15 protein-coding genes and 1 pseudogene are annotated in these 21,596 nt (G+C 36.0%); 4 read left to right on the top strand and 12 right to left on the bottom strand.

Annotated elements, in window-relative coordinates:
• The first annotated feature begins 159 nt into the window (after nt 1–159).
• Entirely contained in the window at nt 160–720 is a 561-nt protein-coding gene (locus tag ACK4M9_RS01025) for a tyrosine-type recombinase/integrase (RefSeq protein ID WP_409846909.1), read from the top strand.
• Between the two features lie 340 nt (nt 721–1,060).
• On the opposite strand, the gene ACK4M9_RS01030 is transcribed toward ACK4M9_RS01025, so the two are convergent.
• The 11 genes from ACK4M9_RS01030 to ACK4M9_RS01080 form a co-directional block, all read right to left on the bottom strand.
• The gene (locus ACK4M9_RS01030) at nt 1,061–2,566 is read right to left on the bottom strand and encodes a potassium/proton antiporter (protein ID WP_409846910.1); all 1,506 of its coding nucleotides are present in this window, start codon (nt 2,564–2,566) and stop codon (nt 1,061–1,063) included.
• Between the two features lie 235 nt (nt 2,567–2,801).
• Nucleotides 2,802–4,208: a SpoVR family protein gene (locus ACK4M9_RS01035; protein ID WP_409846912.1), complete on the bottom strand. Its 1,407-nt coding sequence runs from the start codon at nt 4,206–4,208 to the stop codon at nt 2,802–2,804.
• A gap of 237 nt (nt 4,209–4,445) precedes the next feature.
• Nucleotides 4,446–5,402 carry a carbohydrate kinase family protein gene (locus tag ACK4M9_RS01040; RefSeq protein ID WP_409846913.1) on the bottom strand — a complete coding sequence of 319 codons (957 nt, stop codon included), beginning with the start codon at nt 5,400–5,402 and terminating at the stop codon, nt 4,446–4,448.
• Nucleotides 5,403–5,469: 67 nt separating this feature from the next.
• The gene (locus ACK4M9_RS01045) at nt 5,470–6,942 is read right to left on the bottom strand and encodes a glycoside hydrolase family 32 protein (RefSeq protein WP_409846915.1); all 1,473 of its coding nucleotides are present in this window, start codon (nt 6,940–6,942) and stop codon (nt 5,470–5,472) included.
• Nucleotides 6,943–7,192: 250 nt separating this feature from the next.
• Complete coding sequence (locus ACK4M9_RS01050; RefSeq protein ID WP_409846917.1) at nt 7,193–8,800, bottom strand: ABC transporter substrate-binding protein; 1,608 nt, start codon at nt 8,798–8,800, stop codon at nt 7,193–7,195.
• Between the two features lie 29 nt (nt 8,801–8,829).
• Entirely contained in the window at nt 8,830–9,705 is an 876-nt protein-coding gene (locus ACK4M9_RS01055; protein WP_409846919.1) for a carbohydrate ABC transporter permease, read from the bottom strand.
• Nucleotides 9,706–9,720: 15 nt separating this feature from the next.
• Nucleotides 9,721–10,656, bottom strand: a complete 936-nt coding sequence (locus ACK4M9_RS01060) for an ABC transporter permease (protein ID WP_261180001.1) — start codon at nt 10,654–10,656, stop codon at nt 9,721–9,723.
• 502 nt (nt 10,657–11,158) lie between these two features.
• Complete coding sequence (locus ACK4M9_RS01065) at nt 11,159–12,985, bottom strand: GH32 C-terminal domain-containing protein (RefSeq protein WP_409846920.1); 1,827 nt, start codon at nt 12,983–12,985, stop codon at nt 11,159–11,161.
• 155 nt (nt 12,986–13,140) lie between these two features.
• Complete coding sequence (locus ACK4M9_RS01070; protein ID WP_409846922.1) at nt 13,141–14,475, bottom strand: ABC transporter substrate-binding protein; 1,335 nt, start codon at nt 14,473–14,475, stop codon at nt 13,141–13,143.
• A gap of 21 nt (nt 14,476–14,496) precedes the next feature.
• Complete coding sequence (locus ACK4M9_RS01075) at nt 14,497–16,086, bottom strand: response regulator transcription factor (RefSeq protein ID WP_409846923.1); 1,590 nt, start codon at nt 16,084–16,086, stop codon at nt 14,497–14,499.
• The gene (locus ACK4M9_RS01080) at nt 16,058–17,857 is read right to left on the bottom strand and encodes a cache domain-containing sensor histidine kinase (protein ID WP_409846924.1); all 1,800 of its coding nucleotides are present in this window, start codon (nt 17,855–17,857) and stop codon (nt 16,058–16,060) included. The genes ACK4M9_RS01075 and ACK4M9_RS01080 overlap by 29 nt, the downstream gene beginning before the upstream one ends.
• Nucleotides 17,858–18,242: 385 nt before the next feature.
• On the opposite strand from ACK4M9_RS01080, the gene ACK4M9_RS01085 reads away from it, so the two are divergent.
• From ACK4M9_RS01085 to ACK4M9_RS01095, 3 genes are all read left to right on the top strand, one after another.
• Nucleotides 18,243–18,791 carry a hypothetical protein gene (locus ACK4M9_RS01085; RefSeq protein WP_409846925.1) on the top strand — a complete coding sequence of 183 codons (549 nt, stop codon included), beginning with the start codon at nt 18,243–18,245 and terminating at the stop codon, nt 18,789–18,791.
• The gene (locus ACK4M9_RS01090) at nt 18,778–19,806 is read left to right on the top strand and encodes an alpha/beta fold hydrolase (RefSeq protein ID WP_409846927.1); all 1,029 of its coding nucleotides are present in this window, start codon (nt 18,778–18,780) and stop codon (nt 19,804–19,806) included. The genes ACK4M9_RS01085 and ACK4M9_RS01090 overlap by 14 nt, the downstream gene beginning before the upstream one ends.
• 214 nt (nt 19,807–20,020) lie before the next feature.
• A complete protein-coding gene (locus tag ACK4M9_RS01095; RefSeq protein WP_409846929.1) occupies nt 20,021–21,376 on the top strand; it encodes a cytochrome P450 in 1,356 nt (451 codons plus the stop codon).
• Nucleotides 21,377–21,461: 85 nt separating this feature from the next.
• On the opposite strand, the pseudogene ACK4M9_RS01100 reads toward ACK4M9_RS01095, so the two are convergent.
• Nucleotides 21,462–21,596: pseudogene (locus tag ACK4M9_RS01100) on the bottom strand (AbgT family transporter); the annotation flags it as partial.

A 21,596-nucleotide genomic window follows, 5' to 3' on the forward strand; every position in this document is an offset into this window, starting at 1 on the left:
TATTATTTTTGTTGTAGTAGGTTTTATTTCATAGAATTTGTAACGCGGAAGGGAAAATATTTTATTTTTCTGACCATTAATAAGATAACAGAAAATTACGTTACTTATAACTATGCTATAATGATCTTATGTAACTTAAGAAGAAGGTGAATACCCAATATGGAATTTGTTGAAGCTATAAAAGATCGACAGAAAATAAGTGAGATTAAGAATGTCCTATTTGATAGATCAAAAAGGGATTACCTATTATTTACACTAGGTATTAATACTGGGTTAAAAATAAGTGATTTACTAAATATTAAGAAGCATCAAATTGTCGATAAAGAAGGAGCAATTAAAGAATTCCTACAATTAAAAGACAAGCAAATATATTCTGTTTATCTAAATAATCAGGTTAAAAAATCAGTTGAAGTGTATATGGCTACTGTCCCTTCACTTTCTTGTGACGATTACATTTTTAAATCTAAAAAGGGAAACTTTCCAATTACTCGTCAACAAGCGTATCGAATTATTAATTCAGTTGCCAAAGAGGTTGGTATTGAATCAAAAATTGGTACTCATACACTCCGAAAAACATTCGGCTATCATGCGTATTCAGGTGGAGTAGCCGTTTCTTTACTCCAAAAAATCTTCCATCATTCATCAAGAGGCGAAACAATGAAATATATTGGTATTAAAAAAGACGAAGACGTACCTTCAAAGATTGATGTGAATTTATAAAATTTTGAGGAAGATAACACATGAAGCTGTCGGTTATTCTAGTGACCAAATACATTTAATATATGGTATACCTGACAGGCTCACTTACCGAAAACTTAGAGAGGTGGTTTTAACAAAGGATCCTTCTGAATTCTTGAAGCATCCTTTGTAACAGAAATGATCGAAGTGAAGAAAAGAAGAGCTTAACTTTAAGATTAAGAGGCTGGGACAAAAGTGTCTGACACCAAGCGGCTCCTACTAAATATAGACGTACAGATTTATCATATGTCTATATTCGGTGCCTGACGGTGTCTGATACTTTGTTATGTCCCAGCCTCTTTATTCTCTTACGAAATATGATTTAGATGATTGTTTCTGATACTTTTTCTAAATGCTGATCTTCCTTTTTTTCATCTATTAGTTCTTTTAATTCCCTCTTACTTTCTCGGGAAGTAAGAACATATAGGATATCATTTGATAATAGTTCTGTATTCCCAGTAGGAGTAATCAACTCATCATGACGTATGATGGCATTTATTAAAACTTTATCGGGAAACTTTATGTTATTTAATTTCATTCCATTTATAACACTTTTTTCATCCACTACAAACTCTATAATTTCTGCATCACTCTTTCCAATGGAAACTAACTCCAAAGAATGCGAAGATTGAATTTTTCTTTTCCCAGTTAAACCAAGCAATCTAGCAAAATATGAAATCGTTGACCCTTGAATAAGCGTTGATGTCAATACAACGAAAAAAACTACGTTAAAAAACAATTGACTATTTGGTAATCCAGCTAACATTGGAAACGTGGCTAGAACAATCGGAACTGCTCCTCTAAGGCCAGCCCATGATAGGAATATCTTCTCTTTAATTTTATACTTCAAGCCGATTAGCGATATAAATACGGCCAATGGGCGTGCTACTATAATTAGGATGATAGAAAGTAATAAACCTTTCGCCATTACACTTAGTGTAAATAGTTGATGTGGAAAAACCAATAAGCCTAGAAGCATAAACATTAAAATTTGCATCATCCAGGCAAATCCTTCATTAAAACGAAAGATCGACTGTCGATAGGTTAAATCTTCTGCATTTCCAATCAACAAAGCCGCAACATAAACAGCCAATAACCCGCTGGCATCGAGTAACGCCGTTACACTGTATGTTAATAAAGCAAATGCTAGTGCAAAAACAGGATATAAACCACTCGAATCTAACTTAATATGATTAATAGCAATGGTAGCCATCTTTCCAAATACCAAGCCCAATAGCAAACCTACTCCCATTTGCCAGAAAAAAGAACCCACCATTAAAAAGATACTTGGCTGATCTGCAAGAATTAATTGAATGAAAGCTAAAGTTAAAAATACAGCCATCGGATCGTTCGTTCCTGATTCAGCTTCTAACGTTGCTCCTAAACGAGCTTTGATATTCTGCCCCTTTAGTACTGCAAAAACCGCTGCGGCATCTGTCGACCCAACAATTGCACCAAATAGGAAACCCTCTACCCAAGACACGTCTAGTACAAGTTTTGCGGCTACTGCAACCACAGAAGTGGTCAAAAGGACCCCTAAAGTTGCTAAGGACAAGGAAGGAACTGCCACAGACTTAACCGTTGACCATTTCGTCTGTAATCCACCTTCGAATAAGATAATTACTAAAGCCACAATCCCGATTAATTGTGCAACTTTGGCATTATCAAAGTAAATGATCCCTAGTCCATCACTTCCGATTAACATCCCCACTGCTATGAATAGTACTAGGGCCGGAACCCCTAATCGACTTGAGAACTTTGTAGTAACTACACCAACTATTAACAGAAGTGCCCCAAGAAGGACAATATATTCAGGAGTTATGCCCATATTACCACCTCTCTTTTATTAATCTAACAAACATTTAATCTCAACTAAAAACAGAAATAAGTATTAATCATTAAGACCTATCGAACAAATTAAGTTACTTAACATTATTATAGCACATGTTTATGTATCATTAAAAAGATATTCCCTTTGTATGGCTTTAATTCCAATGCATTTTATTCATCCGTCTAAAAATAGAATGAAATAAAGACTGCCTCACCGGAGACAGCCTCATCTACTACAAATACCTTCTATGAATCTTCTTCCCATCATACGTAAACACAATTTGCTTCTCTGAAATCTGTGTCTCCATGTGCACCGGGCGTCCCCATAACTGTTGGAGATATGGCATGACCTTTTCTAAATATTTAATATCAAGTTCAATACCTTCATAATAATGAGTTAGGTAAAGTTCTCCATTCTTTAAATAGTCTCCATCTGTGACAGAGATGAATGGAAAGCCACCGTTTACACGCATACTGATTAACTGATCACGAACTTCTGTCCAAGCTTTATCAACGATTTTGTAATCGCGTCCTTGTTTTTGGAACAGGTACATGTCTTCACGCATGACAAGGTCTTTCGTTAAATAGTTACGGATAAATGAGATATCTGATTCAATTTCCCTTACCTCAAACATCTTCTCACGACCACTGTTAGGCAAAACACCACGCTTTTTCATTTCTTCTGTCGGGTTGTTGTAGCGCTCTTCAATATCCTCAAAGATTTTCAATCCTAAATAATACGGATTAATCTGAGTCTTTGATGGCTGCACGACACCTGCGTTCAACTTCGCAAACTCTATCGACTCAGAAGATGTGAGATCCATCTCCCGCAAAATACGTTGATGCCAATACGAAGCCCAGCCTTCGTTCATGATCTTCGTTTCTAGCTGTGGCCAGAAGTAGAGCATTTCTTCACGCATCATCGTTAAGACGTCTCGTTGCCAAGGCTCTAGCTCACGGCTGTATTCTTCAATGAATAAGAGAATGTCTTTTTCAGGTTGTGGTGGGAAGTGCTTTTTCTTTTTCCTCGGTTTTGGTTCATCATCTTTCTTTCCTAAATCCCATAGATCATCATATGGGGAGCTTCGTTTTGCGTTATCATCTTCTTCCTCTAAATCTTCAATCGACCAAGCAAGTTTAGGTCGTAGCAAACTTGGATCAATATGTTCTTGAATTGCTAGAACGGCATCTAAAAACGTTTCAACCTCTTCCTTTCCATGGACCATCTCATAATGGGCAATTCGTTCCGCTGTCGCTGTCATGCTTTCAACCATGTCTCTTCGTGTATTAGAAAACCGTGCATTATTTTTGAAAAAATCACAGTGCGCTAATACGTGAGCAATAATGAGCTTGTTTTGAATAAGCGTATTTGTATCTAGTAAAAACGCATAACATGGGTTTGAATTAATTACTAATTCATAAATCTTACTTAAACCAAGATCGTATTGTAGTTTCATACGATGAAATTGTTTACCGAAACTCCAGTGCGAAAAGCGCGTTGGCATCCCATAAGCACCAAACGTATAAATAATATCTGCTGGACAAATTTCATAGCGCATCGGGTAAAAATCTAGGCCAAAACCCTCGGCAATTTCAGTAATTTCGTCAATAGCCTTTACTAAATCACGGTCATTCGTCATTGGTGTATCCCTCCTCAGATGTCCTTATCACAATCTATGATTGAAAAGGGCGTTTCATGAGAAAGTAACAAAATTTGAATTTGTGTCGGAACACAATACAAATTAGAACACATACACTTTTGAGAAAATAAAAGAAGCACATTGTGCAGCTTAAACCTGCTTAATGTGCTTTTTTTGTGCAAAACATCCGATTGTTCCTTTCAAGAACCGTCCCCTTACTTCCCTAAAAAAAAATCGCTACCCTTCAATCTCCTCAATGGTTGGTATTGCAGAGATTGCACCTACTTTCGTGCATACTAAGGCGCCAACAATATTACTAAAGAAAATGATTTTTTTAAGATCTTCAAAATCTTTTATAACCTCTTTAGGATTCTCTTCTTTAGCCAATTGGAAAAGAGTAGCGCCTACAAATGCATCTCCAGCACCTGTTGAATCGACCGAAATAACTGAAATACTAGGCACTATTTCTGAATACATTCCATTTGAAATCATTGTTCCTTCTTTTCCTAAGGTGACTGCTACTACTTTTGCTCCTAGTTGATGAAGGACTAGAATACCTTTCTCTAATTCACTTTCACCTGTGATGATTTTAAGTTCTTCATCACTAACCTTAACAAAGTCCGCTAGAGCGACGCCTTGCTTAACTAAATCACAAAAAATCGTTTCATTACTACCCCAAAGTGCTGATCGATAATTAGGGTCAAATGAAATAAATTTGCCTTCCGTTTTTGCTGATTTCATCGTGTTTAAATATAGAGATTGAAAGGGATCGGATAATAGCGCAGTAGCTGAACCGAAATGTAATATGCTAGCTTCTTTTAATTTTTCTTTATCGAGGTCACCCTCTGATAAAAACGCATCAGCACCTCTATTAAAGACAAAATCCCTTTCCCCATTTTTTTGTAAGGATACAAAAGCCATAGTCGTTGGTTTCTTATCATCTAATACAACCAACGATGTATCAACGTTTGCTTCATCTAAAGTACGTTTTAAAAAATGGCCAAAAGGATCATTTCCAACTTTTCCACTAAATAAAGCAGTTCCCCCTAACTTGGCAATTGTTGCACATACATTCGCGGGTGCTCCACCTGCCTGCTTTTGAAAATTCTTCCCCTCCACTAAATCAATATCCACATCTGTACAGAAAAAATCGATTAGCAATTCTCCAATACAGATAACTGAACGATTTTTCAAGTTTACTCTCCACCTTTCTTACCTTAAGAAGAAAGCTCTAACCAATACATTGATTAGAGCTTTCAAATTATTTACTCCAAATAGAATTAAGTTCAGTTACTCTTAATATCGGCACGTTTGTTATTCCTTCATTTGAAAAAAACTGAAGTTGATTCACTGCCTCATTCGGGAAAATTAAGCTAGTAACAGCTACTTCTCCATCGTTTGCAAAAATTTCAATTGAAGAAGTATCAATAAACACTTGGAGTTTGAGAATACCATCTTTTAATTTCAAAGGAGCTTCTTGGACTGTAGGGAATGAATCTGAAAAGCTATTATCTCCAGAATTAGTCCGATCCACAAATAACATTTCTTTGGCTACATCAAAATGAATAATAGTCTTTTCCTCTTGAGAACTTTGAATAACAAGCCCAAATGAAGTTGCATTTTCCTTTTTAAATTCAAGATTCACTTCTGTTAACTCACTAATTGGATAAGAAGTATCGGTGTCTGTAATCACAAGATCTTCATGGACTTTTGTTTCCTTACGTATACCTTCAATTTCAGCTACTGGATTTTGTACCAAACGGACTCCCTCTTCACCTGAAGTTAACGAAAGTTCCCTTGGTAATGTCATCGCACTTCTCCATACCTCTGTTGGCACTAAATTTGCATAACGCCAATTGCTCATCCACCCGATATATATTCGTCTGCCATCTTCATTTGGAATGTCAGACCAGCTCACTCCTGCATAATTATCTCTGCCGTAATCTAACCATAGAATTGTTTCGTCGGGATTTTCGTTGACAAAAGTAGTTCCATCAAAATCTCCGATAAAATATTGAGTTCTAGAACCTTCTTTACTCTTTCCGTTATCACCAATACTTACGAGCATCGCCCACTTTTGGTTGTTTTCATCACCATCTATAGGTAATTTAAATAAGTCAGGGCATTCCCAAACACCATCATGTGAGCCAGAATCATGACCAAATTGACTTGCAAATTCCCAATTTCTTAAGTTCGGGGATGTATAAATCATGACTGTTTGACCAGTTGCTAATATCATCACCCATTTCTTTGTTTCATGATGCCAAAACACTTTCGGATCACGATAATCCGTAATGTTTTCATCAGAAAGGACTGGATTTCCTTCATAAGTAACCCATGTTCTCCCGTTGTCCTTGCTAAAAGCTATGCTTTGGCGTTGGAGTGGTCTGTCTGAGTCAGGATAGTGATCCGCGCTCGTATAAATGGCCACTAGACCTGGCCCCTCTTCAAAAAAGCCTGAAGTATTATCCCAGTCTACAACCGCACTACCTGAAAAAATTGCCCCATGCTCGTCAGGGTATAACGCAATTGGAAGCTGTTCCCAACAAATTAAATCTCGACTAACCGCATGTCCCCAGTGCATCGGTCCCCATGTGGTTCCATGTGGATGATATTGATAAAAAAGGTGGTATTCATCATTAAAAAATACCATGCCGTTCGGGTCATTCATCCATTTTTCTTCGGGAGAAAAATGAAATTGTGGTCGATGTTTCTCTTTATATTTCAAAGTCATTCAAACCCTCTCCTTTACATTATGTTAACAAGAAAAGCTCCAGGCACCTGCCTATCGAATACAAAAGCAACTGATCTCAACCACATCATAAGATGCTCCTTAGAGTTACTTCATACAGCTTTGCCACGAGAGCCAACTGGACCCGAGAGGCAGCAGTTCAATAAAGTGCGCTATTATCCTTTCTTACTTTTAAACAAAATGCCAGTCACCACCAAGACTTCAAAATCCGGGTGGTGGCAGGCACCGTTACTTAATTTGTAGAACGATCATACCCTTCTTGCTTTATTTCTAACCATTCTGGATAACCTAGACGATCAAGTTCGGTTAAATATTCTGCCCATTCAGCTTCAACTTTCCCATTTGTAATCCATTCTGCACGTTTTCTTTTTACGTAAGGAAATAAATCTGTTTCGATCGTAGAAAGTCTATCAAGCTCCTCAATTGAGAAGAATACTCTCGGATAAATATTTTCAGCATTCATGTCAGGAACCATTACATCTTTCATTAAATTTAATCTCCAAGCTGCATCATCTGGTTTGGTCGTAACATTCCCATAATAACTATCTAAAATAGCTAATGGCCCTGCAGTAAATGTTCTTTGTCTTAATTCCCAAGGTGACGTATCTCCTAATGGTAAATGCTTTAACATAGCTGCTGCTTCATCAAATTCAAAAATGTTTTGTTGCTCATTATCACCATAAGTACCCCAGTTGTTTTGCACTGATTGTAGTGGTTCATAAAGTGCGTCAATCCATTTTGCTGTTAATTCTAAGTTTTTATTTGCACTTGTAATAACCATTCGATTTCGATCAAAGCCCATCCCATTTGTTCTCGTAACATTTTTGTGTCCATCAGGACCTGCTAGAGCTGGCATAAGATCATATGTGTCATTCATTCCTGTAATGTTACCTTTATCCCATGTGAAATATAAACCATAACGATTTTCTTTACCTTTTGAAATATACGTATTCCAATCTTGCTCAAATGCCTCAATATCAATCAAACCTGCTTCATATAGCTCGTTAAAATATTTAATACCTTCTTTATATCCTTCTTCCGCTACTGTAAATACAACTTTCCCATCATCTGTTACAACTGTATGATCCCAGTTATCACCTAATCCAAATGATCCAAACAAGAAAGTTAAATCTTCTCCACCATGACCATAAATAAATGACATTGGAATTGTTTTACCATCTCCAGCTGGATCATTTTCTTTAAAGGCAATCAGTACCTCTTTTAATTCTTCTGTCGTTGTTGGCATTTCTAATCCAAGTTCAGCTAACCAGCTCACGTTAATCCATGGAAATACGTCTACAGAGTGAATACTTTCTTTACCAGCACCTAATTCTTCAATCCAAGGAAATGAATAAATATGACCATCTGGAGCTGTCATCATCGCTCGATACTGAGGAGCTTTCTCTAATACTTTCTGTAAGTTAGGCATATATTGGTCAATTAAATCCTCTACAGGAATAATAGAACCGTCTTTTGCTAGTCTTAATAGATCATAATCACCTAAAGCTGCATCAAAGATCGCATCTGGAAGCTCACCACTTGCAAAAGCTAAGTTTCTTCTTTCTGCAAAGTTATCCCATGTAAAATTACGCCAATTAATATGAACATTCGTCTTTTCTTCTAACCTTTTAAAAATTAATTTTTCATTAGGATCTGTTGATGCTAATGGTGAACTTTGTGACATAAAGTTCAATGTTACTTTGTCCTGTAACGGTAACGCTACGCCTGAAAGACCATAGTCTTCAGAAGAAGAAGATTGAGTGGTTTTACTGCTACAACCTGTTGCAAGTAACATTCCTGAGAGTAGCAATGCTGACATGGTTTTTAATATTTTTCTCATTGTAATTCTCCTCACTTTGATTTTTTATATTATTTTAATGAACCTACCATAACGCCTTTCTCAAAATACTTTTGGAAAAAAGGATACATAATTAATAATGGTAAGCTGGCAATAACGATGGAAGAGTATTTAATCATCTCTGAAATTCTTTGTAATTCTGCCATTGCTAGCTGGTCGCTAATCATACCAGGTTGCACTTCATTTTGTATGAGTATTGAACGAAGAACTAATTGCAACGGGAAAAGTTCCCGATCATCAAGATAAATCATTGCATCAAAATATGCATTCCATTGTCCAATGAAGGCATATAAAGCTAACACAAAAATGATCGGTTTTGATAAAGGTAAAATAATTTTTAAGAAGATGCCAAACTCTGATGCTCCATCAATTCTAGCTGCTTCCTTCAATTCTTTCGGAATAGCTCTAAAATACGTTCTTGCTAAAATAATGAACCAAACAGAGATCGCGTTTGGAAGTACAATTGCCCAAATCGTGTTAAGCATTCCTAAATCTCTAATAACTAAATATGTTGGGATTAGTCCCCCATTAAAGAACATCGTTATTAGAAAAAAGATCATAAACGCCTTTTTACCAACTAGATCATCATTCGACAACGAATATCCTGCTAGAACTGAGACTGTTACCGTTACAATCGTAAAGGTAGTCGCATACAATAATGAATTAAAGAACCCTCTCAGTATCGTCCCATCACTAAAAATTCGTTTGTAGCCTTCGAGTGTCCAGTCAGTTGCATTGAAAGAAAGCCCTTTTGAAATTAACACATTTGGTTGTAAAAATGATGCCAGTAATACGTATAAAAGTGGGGCTAGAACAACAAGTACAATGACACCTAATAAAACATGATTGATTAATAACAGCATACGGTCGCCTTTTGAGTTGTTCATTCAGTTTCCTCCTTCCTATAACAGACCTTCACCTTCATTTAACTTCTTAACTACTTGGTTAACAAACAGTAATAAAAACACGTTTATAATAGCGTTAAATATACCAACAGCCGTAGCGAATGAATAATCCCCTGCAAGTAAACCTCTTTTATAAACATAAGTTGGAATAATCTCAGATGTAGGGATGTTCATTGATGTTTGCAATAAATATGCTTTTTCAAAACCAATTGCCATGATCCCACCTGCTGCCAGAATAAAAAGTACTGCCATCACGGGCTTCAGCGTTGGTATGTCTATATGCCAAATACGTTGTAATAAGGAAGCACCATCAACGGTTGCTGCGTCATGTAACTGAGGGTCAACATTGGCGAGTGCTGCAACATAAATGATTGATGCCCAGCCCGCCCCTTGCCATACTCCAGACAAAATGTAAATCGACCTAAACGAATCTGGGTTGGACATGAACGAAACTGGCTTATCCATAAAAATCGTTAATATCGCATTAATTGGACCTGCCGGTGATAGAAAAAGAAATACCATCCCTGAAACTACTACTACGGAAATAAAATGCGGTGCATATAAAACTAATTGTATATTCTTTTTAACCTTTGCTCTCCTTAACTGATTAAGCATCAACGCTAAGATGATTGGGATCGGAAAACCTATCAACAATTCAAAAGAGCTTAATTTAAGCGTATTCATAAAGATATTCAGGAAATTTGGTGACTCTAAAAAGGTTGTAAAGTGCTTAAAGCCCACCCACTCACTGCCCATGATTCCTCTCATTGGGCTAAAATCCTTAAATGCAATTGTTGCCCCATACATCGGAACATACTTAAAAATAATTGTAAGAATAATAGCTGGAGCAATAAGCAAATAAAGGATATAATTCTTCTTTATATAATCGATTTGATGCTTCAATTTTGAAACTAGTTTTCTTTTAGTTTTTATTTCAAGCACTGTTTCTTTTTCCGTTTTTATTTGCAAGCTAGTAACCTCCTTTTGATAAGATAAGTGCCCCCATGAAAAGCGCTTTCACAATTTATCAAGTAATTCTTGATCTATTACAAATTTAACAAAATTATTACAAGAAATAGTTCAATATTATTGGTTCTGAACATCTAATATTTTTGGATGTTTCGCACATGAAAACATGCATATGTTTTACAACACGTTCTATATAAAATCTTTTTACAGTAAAAGTGCACTTTTTCACTTTTTATCAAGGAAGAAGTAAAGTACCTTTTTCCTGTTATTTGACCTCGTGGGGCTAGGCGCTGCTCCTGCGTCACTTCGTTTACTCGTCGCAAAAAACTTTATTTATTGATGTGTCTTGCAGCAAGACAGTTTTCTAAGTTCAAAAATTATTACTTATCTTTTTAGAAAGTATTTTACTAACCTTGAAAAATAGAAAATCCCCTTTAACTAGGGGATTACCTATCCATTCATAATTTTATTTACTAGTTACTCTTACACTAACTTTCTTCTCAACTGTCTGGTTTATATCTGTTACGACCACTTGGGTTGTTCCCACTTTTTTCCCTTTGATTATAGCGCTACTTCCATCATTCGCTAATTCAATGATCTCAGGATCCTCTACAAACCAAAGTAGTTGATCTCCATTTCCATGTAACCAGTCAGGTTTTACTTGTCCTTTTACTGTAGTCTCTTCTTCTACTTTTATATGAATACGATCTTCATTTACGACAATTTGTGTTATTTCATCTTCTTTTGGAGGGTTTCTCCAGGTCGAGTGAAGATGAAAGAAATTTAAGGATACTACCTCAGCTTTCCCACCTTTTGTGTAAAGTTCAATCCCACTGTTTGTTGAGTTAGTATAAATTAAATTTGTAAAGACCAATTCGCCATCATTTACAAATATCTCGATGGATGATTCATCAATAAATCCTCGCAGTTTCAACTGTTTTTTATAGGCTGGATAATTGGCTTCATAGCGAGAACCAAATTGAAAAAATTCACCATTACGATCAATGATTCTATCAAATCCTGAGTTCGTTCGATCAACAAAAACTGTTTCTGTGATTGTATTTAGTCCAACGACTGTTTCTTCTTCATCTGACTGACGGACACGAATGCCAATCTCCTCGACATCCTCCCATTGAATGATACCCTCAAATTCAAATGTTGTTCCAGAAAAATCAGTAATACGATAATCCCCTTCAATTTCTAACTCTTTGATAGAATACTCATTTGCTCTCAATTTTTTTATTTCTTTAATCGGTTCCTGAAACAATCGAACACTACCATCCTCCATCGTTTTTAAAGATAATTCTCGAGGAATAGACATTGCTCCCATCCATGGGTCTGTTGGACTTTGATATGGATATCTCCAATTTGCCATCCAAGCTAACCAAATTCTCCTCCCATCTTTTTTCGGAATATCGGAAAATGATTGTGCAGCATAAAAATCTTGACCATAATCAGTAATTAAAACTGTTTCAGGTGAATGATCATTTATAAACTGCTCGCCATCAAACTCACCAACAAAATATTGAGCAGTTGAGCCATTTGTTTTATTGTTATCACCAATGCTAACGTGCAAAACCCATTTTTCGTTACCTTCGTCTCCATCAACTGCTAAACGAAAAAGATCAGGACACTCCCAAACAGCTGCATGTGAACCTTGCCCATCTCCAAATCGGCTAAGGTAGTGCCAATTAATTAAGTTATCTGAACCAAAAAATGTAACACTTTTATCAGTTGAGACAACCATAACCCATTTTTCTGTCTCATCATGCCAAAAAACTTTAGGGTCTCTAAAGTCTTTGATCCCAGGGTTTTTAATCACTGGATTCCCCTCATAACGCTCCCATGTTCTCCCTCTATCTTTACTATAAGCAATACTTTGAGCTTCGCCACCAACCGTACTCGTATAGATCGCGACTAAACCAGCTTTACCGTCAAAAAAGCCTGTTGAATCATTCCAATCCACGACAGCACTGCCAGATAAAGCCTGTCCTAGTTCATCATGTTCCAATGCAATCGGTTGATGCTCCCAATGCAATAAATCCTTACTAATGGCATGGGCCCAGTGACCGTTTTTTTGATGAAATAAATGGTATTCTCCTTTAAAATAGATCAATCCATTCGGGTCAGCTAAATTTCCGGCTAAAGTCGAAAAATGATACTGTGGCCGATATCTTTCAGTATAATAGTCATCATTTGCCTCGTAATCTAAACTTATAGTCTGACTGCATCCAACTATCCCAGTTAAAGTAATTGCTAAACAAAGTAAGATTTTTTTAGAAGAAAAAAACAAGATCGTCACCCCTTAATTCATTTTAGTTACTTCATAAATTACTTTTCACTATAACAAATGGTCGTAATTTTAGAGTTTAATATTTTTGGATTCATACATATAAAAATTAAAGGTTCTAAAAAACACAAAAAACCCTCTAGATTTAACCTAGAGGATTATCTGCTTATATCATTTAAGCTAGCATTAATTTTTTCTACTGCTTCATCTGCAGAGATTTTAACATCTTTTTTACCTATCCCAACATCTTCAAACAGTGTCTTAATAGCCTCACTGACGACAGGATAGACCGGAGTAATCGGGCGGTTTTTCGCAAAGTTTTGAGCTTGGATCACAAAGATATTTTTAGGGTATTCATTCAGTTCAGGAAATTGATTAGCTACTGAGTATCTAGCCGGTAAATCTCCAGTAACTTCCACATAATTCTTAGCTCCATCATCATTCGTCAAATAGTGAATAAATTGCCATGCTTCTTCAGGATATTTTGTTTTTGAGGATATTCCGAGCGCCCAGCCCCCATTTGGTGCGACTTGATTTTTGCCAATCGGTAAAGGGGCAATTCCAAAATCCTCGCCTAATTTAAAGTCAGGAAAGTTCTTTTTTAAGTCTTCTAAATACCAAGAACCTAGAACAGTCATACCAACTTTTCCATTTACTAATGGATTTGGAAGTGATTCAATCGGTGCAACTTGATATTTGTGATATAGATCTTGATAAAATTGTAATGCTGTCAATGCCTCATTGGAGTTCAAAAATCCGTCTGCAGTAGTTGCCTCCAAATTTAACACTTCCGCCCCAAATTGCCAAAGGATCGGTAATTTAAAATAAGCTGGTGCTTCTCCATCAGCAAAACCTTGTGCTGGATCAATTCCATGTACGCCATTCTCTGGTTGATTAATTTTCTTAGCAATCTCTAAGACTTCCTCCCAGGTCATCGGTTGGTATGGATCGTTTGATGGAAATGGAAGATCCGCTTCTCTGAATAATTGCATACTGTAAAAAAGCGCTAAACCAGATTCTACAATTGGGGCTAAATAAATCTCATTATTAAAGATCATTCCATTAAGAGTTGTTGCTGGTATATCTATAATATTCCCTTCTTGTCTCATCTTTTCGTCAATGGATAAAAGCGATCCTGAATTTGCATACAAAGCCAAGTTTGGACTATCGATAGCCATAATATCAGGAGGATTACCAGCAGCAATTTCCGTTCTCAATTTCAATTCATAATTACCATAATGAATTAATTCCATCTTAATTTTAATATTAGGATGCGCTTTTTCAAAGTCCGAGATCAGCTCACTGTAGGCACGATTTTCTAAATTCGTTCCATTAGCTCTCCAAAAGGTTAACTCTATTTGAGTTACTTCTAGATTTCCCTTTGCATTTTCGTCATTTGAATCGGTGAAAATGACAGAGAAAAAGGACAATGTATATCCTGTGAAAATAAGTACAATAGATGTAACTATGATCAAAACAAGCTTATTTTTCATATAATTGTCCTTTCCTTCAAGTTACTTAACACGATTTAACGATTTCCGATATTCAACGGGCGTTTGATCAAAGTATTTTTTAAATACTGTACTGAAGTATCCGGAATTTGAAAAACCGACTAAATGTGCCACATCAATAATCTTTAATTGAGGATCTTTTAAAAATTGCCTCGCATTTTCCATACGTAAATTAATTAAATAATCACTAAAGGTTTGTCCTACTTGTGATTTAAAAATTTCCGATAAATATGCGCTATTTATATGGAAGTGTTCCGCTAATAAAGATAAGGAAACTTCGCTTCCGTAATGTTGATCCAAAAAACGTCGAACATTTTCAACGATTTTTGCCCCATTAGATGACGCTCGAATTTTTATCACATTCTCAATGATCAAACCAGCTAAATCAACAAGCTGTTCGTTTACTTTACTTTGTGAATTGAGTTCCCAGATACTTTGCTGGCAATTCCAAATCAAGTTATTGATTTCCACTGAATCGATATCGTATTTTCTGGTCAGAGACCCTAACAAAAATAACACCCGGTTCGCAACAAAAGAATATTTCATCATCGATTGGTTTGTGGTTTCCCCTAGAATGACACTCATGTTTGTTTCGAAAGCCTTATGATCAACGTTTTCGATTGTGTTCATTAATCTTTTTTCCAATTCCATTGAAAAATCAAACATCTCATTTGTCGCTGAACCATCGATCACCTGTGAATGTGAACCTAATTCACTTTGACTCCAAGAAAGTAATGCTGAAATATATCCGTTCTTAAACTGGGATAATCCTATAGCAACCTTTCCAATCCCAATGACCGTTTCTAATTTTAAAAACTGTTTCACTTTCCTTTGTAAGTCTTGAATAAAGCTCGATGAGCCAGTTAAAGGCTCTTCATCTAGACGACTAATAAAATGAACCATATTTGCGTAGTTGGTATCATAAAATGAATATGTTCCTTTTACCCCTTCAGCAATTTCCTTACAGAGCATTTTAAACGGAAGCCATAGTTCTTTTTCATTTTTTTCTAAATCTCGAATTTCCACGGTAACAAATTGAACTTTAACATGGTCATTCGAGAAATATTCCAACCCTAACTGTTGTAACCTATCTTTTGTTATATTTAATTCAGACCAATCCTCTTTAACTAGGTAAAGTAGATATTGTTCACGTATTTCCTCAAACTGATTGTGAACTAGCCGAATGATTCGCTCTGATTCCATTTGTGTTTTTTTCTCTTCTTCAATTTCTCCACGAATTCTAGATAATGCATCTAGTAGTTCGTCAGGAGCAACTGGCTTTAAAAGGTAGTCTCTAACTCCTGCTTGTAACGCTGATTTAGCATAGTCAAAATCAGAGTATCCTGATAAAACGATCATTTTTACTTGGGGGTATTTTAGCTGACATTGCTTTACAAACTCAATTCCATCCATGATGGGCATTCGCACATCGGTAATAACGATATCGATCTCATTTTCGTTTAATATATTTAGCGCATCTTTTCCATTTGCAGCCTCTGCTACAACTTGGAAACCTTCCTTTTCCCAATCAAGCTTCATGCGTAATCCTTTACGAATTTGAATTTCATCGTCTGTAATTAATACCTTCATCATGTATAGCCTCCCCTGTTTTAATACACAATGTAATTATTGTGCCTCGATTCTTTTCAGAGTCTATGTTAAATGAAAAGTTCTGTCCATAATATAACTTCAATCTACCAAGGACATTCTTCAACCCAATGCTAGTTCCTTTACTAGCTAAAACATCATTTGTTTCATTGTCGATATCTACATTCATCAACTCTGAAATAACCTCACTAGACATGCCCATTCCATTATCTTCGACGATAATCAAAATTTTATTGCCACACTTTTCTGTTCGAATGTTGATTTTAGCAAAGGTATTTTCAATAAAACTATATTTAACAGCATTTTCAACGAGTGGTTGGATCACAAACTTTATGATCTGCACATGTTTCGTTTCTAGATCTTCCTCAATTTCAATAGAAATAGAGTCTTCATATCTCAATTTCAAAATATCCGTGAAATTACGAATATAATTGATTTCTTCACCTAATTTCACCTCATCACTATGAGTATCCAACGAATATCTCATCATTCGACCTAAGTAAACACTTACATTTATAACGTCCTTATTTTTACCTTGTGCCGCAAGACCTCCAATAATTTCCAACGTATTATTCAAAAAATGCGGGTTAATTTGTAGCAACAAGGCTTTGTATTCTGCATCTTTCCTACGAAGATTCGCTTCATACTCAATTTTGATTAAATGGTTTAGACGATCAATCGTTTGATGAAAAACTTTAATTAAATAACTAACTTCATGGTTATCTGACTTAATCGATGGCATTAAACCTTTCGCTTCAGAAAACTCTCCTCTTTCAAGGAATCCCAACGCTTTCGCTAACTTTCCAAGGGGACCTACAATATTAGTAGAGAGTAAATAAGCAGCGATCAAGGTTAGAATAAAAATGATACCACTTGTCATTAACAATCTCTTTTGTATTTGATCTACCTTAAAAAACAACTCAGATTTCGTAATTTCAGTAAATAACACCCAGTCACCAACTGTTAGCTTTTGAAAAAACACGTAATATTCTTCCCCATCATAAACAGTTTCAATTAAGCCTTTGCTTTGATTACTTTCATTTATTTGAGTTAAGCTATGCTCCAACACGTATTGAGGAGTTTCAATCTGACCTGATAATACATTTTCACCAAGCCTAGTTAATAAATGAGCACGCCCTGTTTCACCAAGCTTAATTTTACCCAAAGCAGTCTTTAATAATAATGAAGGAAAGTTAACTTTTATAACTCCAGAAAGGTCTAGCGTATTCATATCAAACAAAGGGATAAGAAAACTATTGATGACAACCATATCGTTGTGGCCATACGAGTCTGTGTGTGCTTTTACCCAACGCTGATCATGATTTGAAAAGTCTTTGAACCACTCTGTTTCCTCTAGCAACTGATGATACCCCCATATTCCTGTCCCATCATTCAAAAAAATGGATACAGACATTGTATGAGAATTATTTAAGACCATTGTATTTAATTGGTTTCTTAACTCATTTCTCAGTAAATAGCGATCAGGGTTATTGGCATCAAAATTTTTCTTTTCAAATTTTAACCATTGTTGAGTTGACTGATTGACGAGTACCTGCTTTCCCAAATCTTCAGCTTGTACAGTAATCGCATCAATGTAAAAAGAGTATTGATCCATCATATCCTCTGTTGAACTTATTGTTTCATCCTCAATTATAGTTGTAAACCAACTTGGAATGATTATCGATAAAACAAGAAATGGTACCGTTAATATAAGTGTAAAAATGACAAACATTCGATTACGTAACGAAAAAAACATATTTCCTCCTATGGAAATGGCTTTTTATCTTTTTCTTATGTCCTTATTCTCTTAAATTTATCACAACAACCCAAATCTTACTATAGTTCAATGGGAAGTGGAAACATAGGTACGGATCGAGACTGGTGAAAAGGTCTATAAATAATCGAATAAGTATTGAACACTTACTGAATATGGTGATTTTTCTCTTGCGTAAGTCGCCAATTTATTTTACTTAGAAATCATATTTTACTTTTTCACTTGTCTATGATTGCAGTACCCAATTGGTCGACTCCAACAAGGCGATATGTTCAATTTGAGAACGCACGATTCCCCCATGAATATACTGTTACAAATCCAGCATGAATTACACTCCATGCGAATTCAGTATAAAAAGGAGAAGGCTATGAGTAAAGATAAAGACCTGACGATATACGAGTTATTAAAGTTGCTAGGGATGAAATCCGAAACAAAAATTCGAAGCTATATTCATTCATTGCTAGAGGATGAGGAAATGATCACACTATTAAAAAAGGGCGTCCACCGACACCTAAACTGCCTCACTCAATTGCAAAAAAAATCCGAAACCATTTCCCAGCAATTAAATATACCTACAAAAAATGATGTCGCAAACATTGCAAAACTAGGTGTACAACTTGAAGAAAAAATTGATGCAATAGATGAACAAGTACGTTTTCTCATTGAAGCATTGCAAAATGGAACTCCAGATAGTTCCGATCAAGTTACTCCTTTACAAGAAACGATCGTTGACAACCTACCAAGCAACCTTAGCAGTGAAGAAAATGATGCACAAATAACTAACGAGATCACAGAATTAAAAAGACTCCTTAAAATGAACGTCATCATGAATGCAGGAAATTTACAAAATCATAATGACTTTGGCAATCTATTAGAAGCAATAGTAAAGCGAGGTCATAAACGTGACAAATCCTGATTTTAAAAAGGAAATTGAGCGTTGGAAGGGGTTTTCCTCGATTTGGGGTAAACCTGCCCCAGAAGTAGGACAAACACCTAAAACAGCCGTTTGGAGGAAAAATAAAGCCGTCGTTTGGTATTACCCTGCAAAACAAAAAAAATACGAGACACCTTTATTTCTTATTTATTCATTGGTTAGTCAGCCGTATATTCTTGATTTAAAACCGGGTTCTAGTATGATTCAAGCGTTTACAGATCTAGGTTATGATGTTTATTTATTGGATTTTGGAATCCCTGGCTATGAAGATAAGGATATAACACTTGACGATTATATTAATAGATATATCGAAAAAGCAGTCCAACGCTCGCTCAGACACTCGAAAACACCTGATATAACGATCATTGGTTATTGTCTTGGCGGAACTCTCGCAACCATCTATGCTGCTGTTACGAAGGACCCAATTAAAAACCTTATTCTTTTTGTGACACCGTTAGATTTTAGTGAACTACCTTTAACAGCACAATGGCGAAAAGAATTAAAAAATGAACAAAAGAAAATCGAACAACTCATTGATCAATATGGCATCATCCCGGCAAATGTTATTGATCATGCTATAAAGCTGGTAACTTCCCCCATCTCATTAACGCCTTACCTTGCTCTTTTAGAACATTCCTACGACGAACAATATGTGGTTAAATGGCGAAGCTTTAATCAGTGGGCAAAAGATCATATTCCATTCGTTGGGGCAACACTAAAACCATTAATTTTTGATATTGCTTTAGATAATAAGCTCATAAAAAATAAGTTAATAATTAATAAACAGAGGGTTGACCTCAACAATATAAAAGCAAACTTACTAGTAGTTTCTACAACTGATGACGAGCTTGTCCCAGAACAGCTAACATCCTCGATCATGAATTTAGTTTCTAGTAAAAATAAGATGTATAAAAGAGTCCGTGGTGGTCACGCAAGCATAGCAATTAAAGGCCGTTTACCGGAGTTCCTCAAACATTGGTTATCAAAACACTCATGAATACAATCAGATGTGTCTGTATGCAAAGTATCAGTCTCCTCCTCTCCTACAGTCGAGGTGAACTGTTCCTAATGGACATCCTCGATTTTTCACTTTGGAACAAAAGGGCATAAGTCCACTTATTGAATTTCGCTACACTCGTCCAAGAAATCTATCTACGCTTGCATAAAATGAAAAGAATTATTTTAAACAAACTACGGAGGAGGCGACAATTATGCGTGACTCATTATCTTCACCTCCTGGTCCAAAAGGGCAGCTATTGACTGGTAACTTAAAGGAATTTCAGGCTGACCCACTCGGCTTTCTTACTGAGCTTACAAATGAATACGGTGATTTTGTCCAATTTCGGCTTGGACCGTTTCAAAAAATCTATCTAATTAATGATCCTGAATTAATAAAGGAAGTACTTGTAACGAAGCACAAGTCGTTTGTAAAATCAAAAGATATCCAAACACTAAAAACAGTCGTCGGTGAAGGTCTTCTGACTAGCGAAAAAACTTTTCATAAACGCCAGCGTAAACTTATACAACCGTCCTTTAAAAGGTCACATATCACAAATTATGGAGAAGACATGATCAAGACAACGCTTCAGTATCTGACTAAATGGCGTGACAATGAAATTCGCTCCATTTCTGATGATATGATGAACATAACATTAGGAATTATTAGCAAGACAATGTTTAGCATGGAGTTTGACGAAGGATCTAACGTAATTGGAGAACCGATGGAAGCGGTTATGAAGCTTGGGATTAAGAGAATGAGATCGATTGTAAAGTTCCCAATGTGGGTTCCTACGAAAAACAACCGTAACTTAAATAAAGCCATTCAAACACTTGATGGTGTTCTTTATGACATTATCAATAAGCGCAAACAAGGTATAGAAAAGCATGAAGATTTGCTTGGTATTTTAATGGATGCCAAAGATGAAGACGATGGACTAGGCATGAGCGACAAGCAACTTAGGGATGAACTAATGACGATATTTCTTGCTGGTCACGAAACAACGGCAAATGCTCTTACTTGGACTTTATACTTGCTTGCTCAACATCCTGAAGTTGAAAAGAAACTCCATTATGAGTTAAATACCGTCATAGGTAATGATCGGCCTTCAGCCAATCATTTTACGAACCTCAATTATACTCAAAATATTGTTAGGGAATCGCTTCGGTTATATCCCCCAGCTTATATCATTGGTCGACAAGTCGATCAAGACGTAGAAATTGGAGATTATTATTTAAACAAAGGTGAAATGGTGGTCATGAGTCAATATGTGATGCACCGTAACGAAATGTTCTTTAACCAACCACACTTATTTTTACCCGAACGATTTGAGAACGAATTTATAAAGACAATTCCCACATATGCCTATTTTCCTTTTGGAGGCGGACCTAGAGTTTGTATCGGAAACCATTTTTCACTGATGGAAATGGTACTTGTGTTAGCATGTATAGCGCAAAACTATCAGTTAGAACTAACTGCTGATCACCACGTAGTAAAACCACAACCACTTATCACACTTAGACCAAAGCGCGGTGTGAGAATGATCGTCAAACAGAGAGAGAAGGACTAACCTAATGTAATCAAAAGAAATGGCAACAAGCTAAAGAAGAACCTTCAGCTAGTTGCCATTTTTAAATGATGAAGCATCTGACCAATTAATTATTCGGATAATAAATTGGCGACCCTGCACCTAAGTCAATTCCTAATGTCATCCAAGCGATTAACATAATAACCCAAATGATAGAAAATGCAATCGAGTAAGGAATCATGGTTGATATGAGTGTCCCAAT

It is taken from the genome of Anaerobacillus sp. (assembly GCF_046314235.1).
Taxonomy (GTDB): domain Bacteria; phylum Bacillota; class Bacilli; order Bacillales; family Anaerobacillaceae; genus Anaerobacillus.

Excerpts from the sequence above, each read along its gene's own strand:
- ACK4M9_RS01095 (WP_409846929.1), top strand. The coding sequence starts at position 20,021 with ATGCGTGACTCATTATCTTCACCTCCTGGTCCAAAAGGGCAGCTATTG.
- ACK4M9_RS01030 (WP_409846910.1), bottom strand. The coding sequence starts at position 2,566 with ATGGGCATAACTCCTGAATATATTGTCCTTCTTGGGGCACTTCTGTTA.
- ACK4M9_RS01085 (WP_409846925.1), top strand. The coding sequence starts at position 18,243 with ATGAGTAAAGATAAAGACCTGACGATATACGAGTTATTAAAGTTGCTA.
- ACK4M9_RS01025 (WP_409846909.1), top strand. The coding sequence starts at position 160 with ATGGAATTTGTTGAAGCTATAAAAGATCGACAGAAAATAAGTGAGATT.
- ACK4M9_RS01050 (WP_409846917.1), bottom strand. The coding sequence starts at position 8,800 with ATGAGAAAAATATTAAAAACCATGTCAGCATTGCTACTCTCAGGAATG.
- ACK4M9_RS01070 (WP_409846922.1), bottom strand. The coding sequence starts at position 14,475 with ATGAAAAATAAGCTTGTTTTGATCATAGTTACATCTATTGTACTTATT.
- ACK4M9_RS01035 (WP_409846912.1), bottom strand. The coding sequence starts at position 4,208 with ATGACGAATGACCGTGATTTAGTAAAGGCTATTGACGAAATTACTGAA.
- ACK4M9_RS01075 (WP_409846923.1), bottom strand. The coding sequence starts at position 16,086 with ATGATGAAGGTATTAATTACAGACGATGAAATTCAAATTCGTAAAGGA.
- ACK4M9_RS01055 (WP_409846919.1), bottom strand. The coding sequence starts at position 9,705 with ATGAACAACTCAAAAGGCGACCGTATGCTGTTATTAATCAATCATGTT.
- ACK4M9_RS01080 (WP_409846924.1), bottom strand. The coding sequence starts at position 17,857 with ATGTTTTTTTCGTTACGTAATCGAATGTTTGTCATTTTTACACTTATA.
- ACK4M9_RS01045 (WP_409846915.1), bottom strand. The coding sequence starts at position 6,942 with ATGACTTTGAAATATAAAGAGAAACATCGACCACAATTTCATTTTTCT.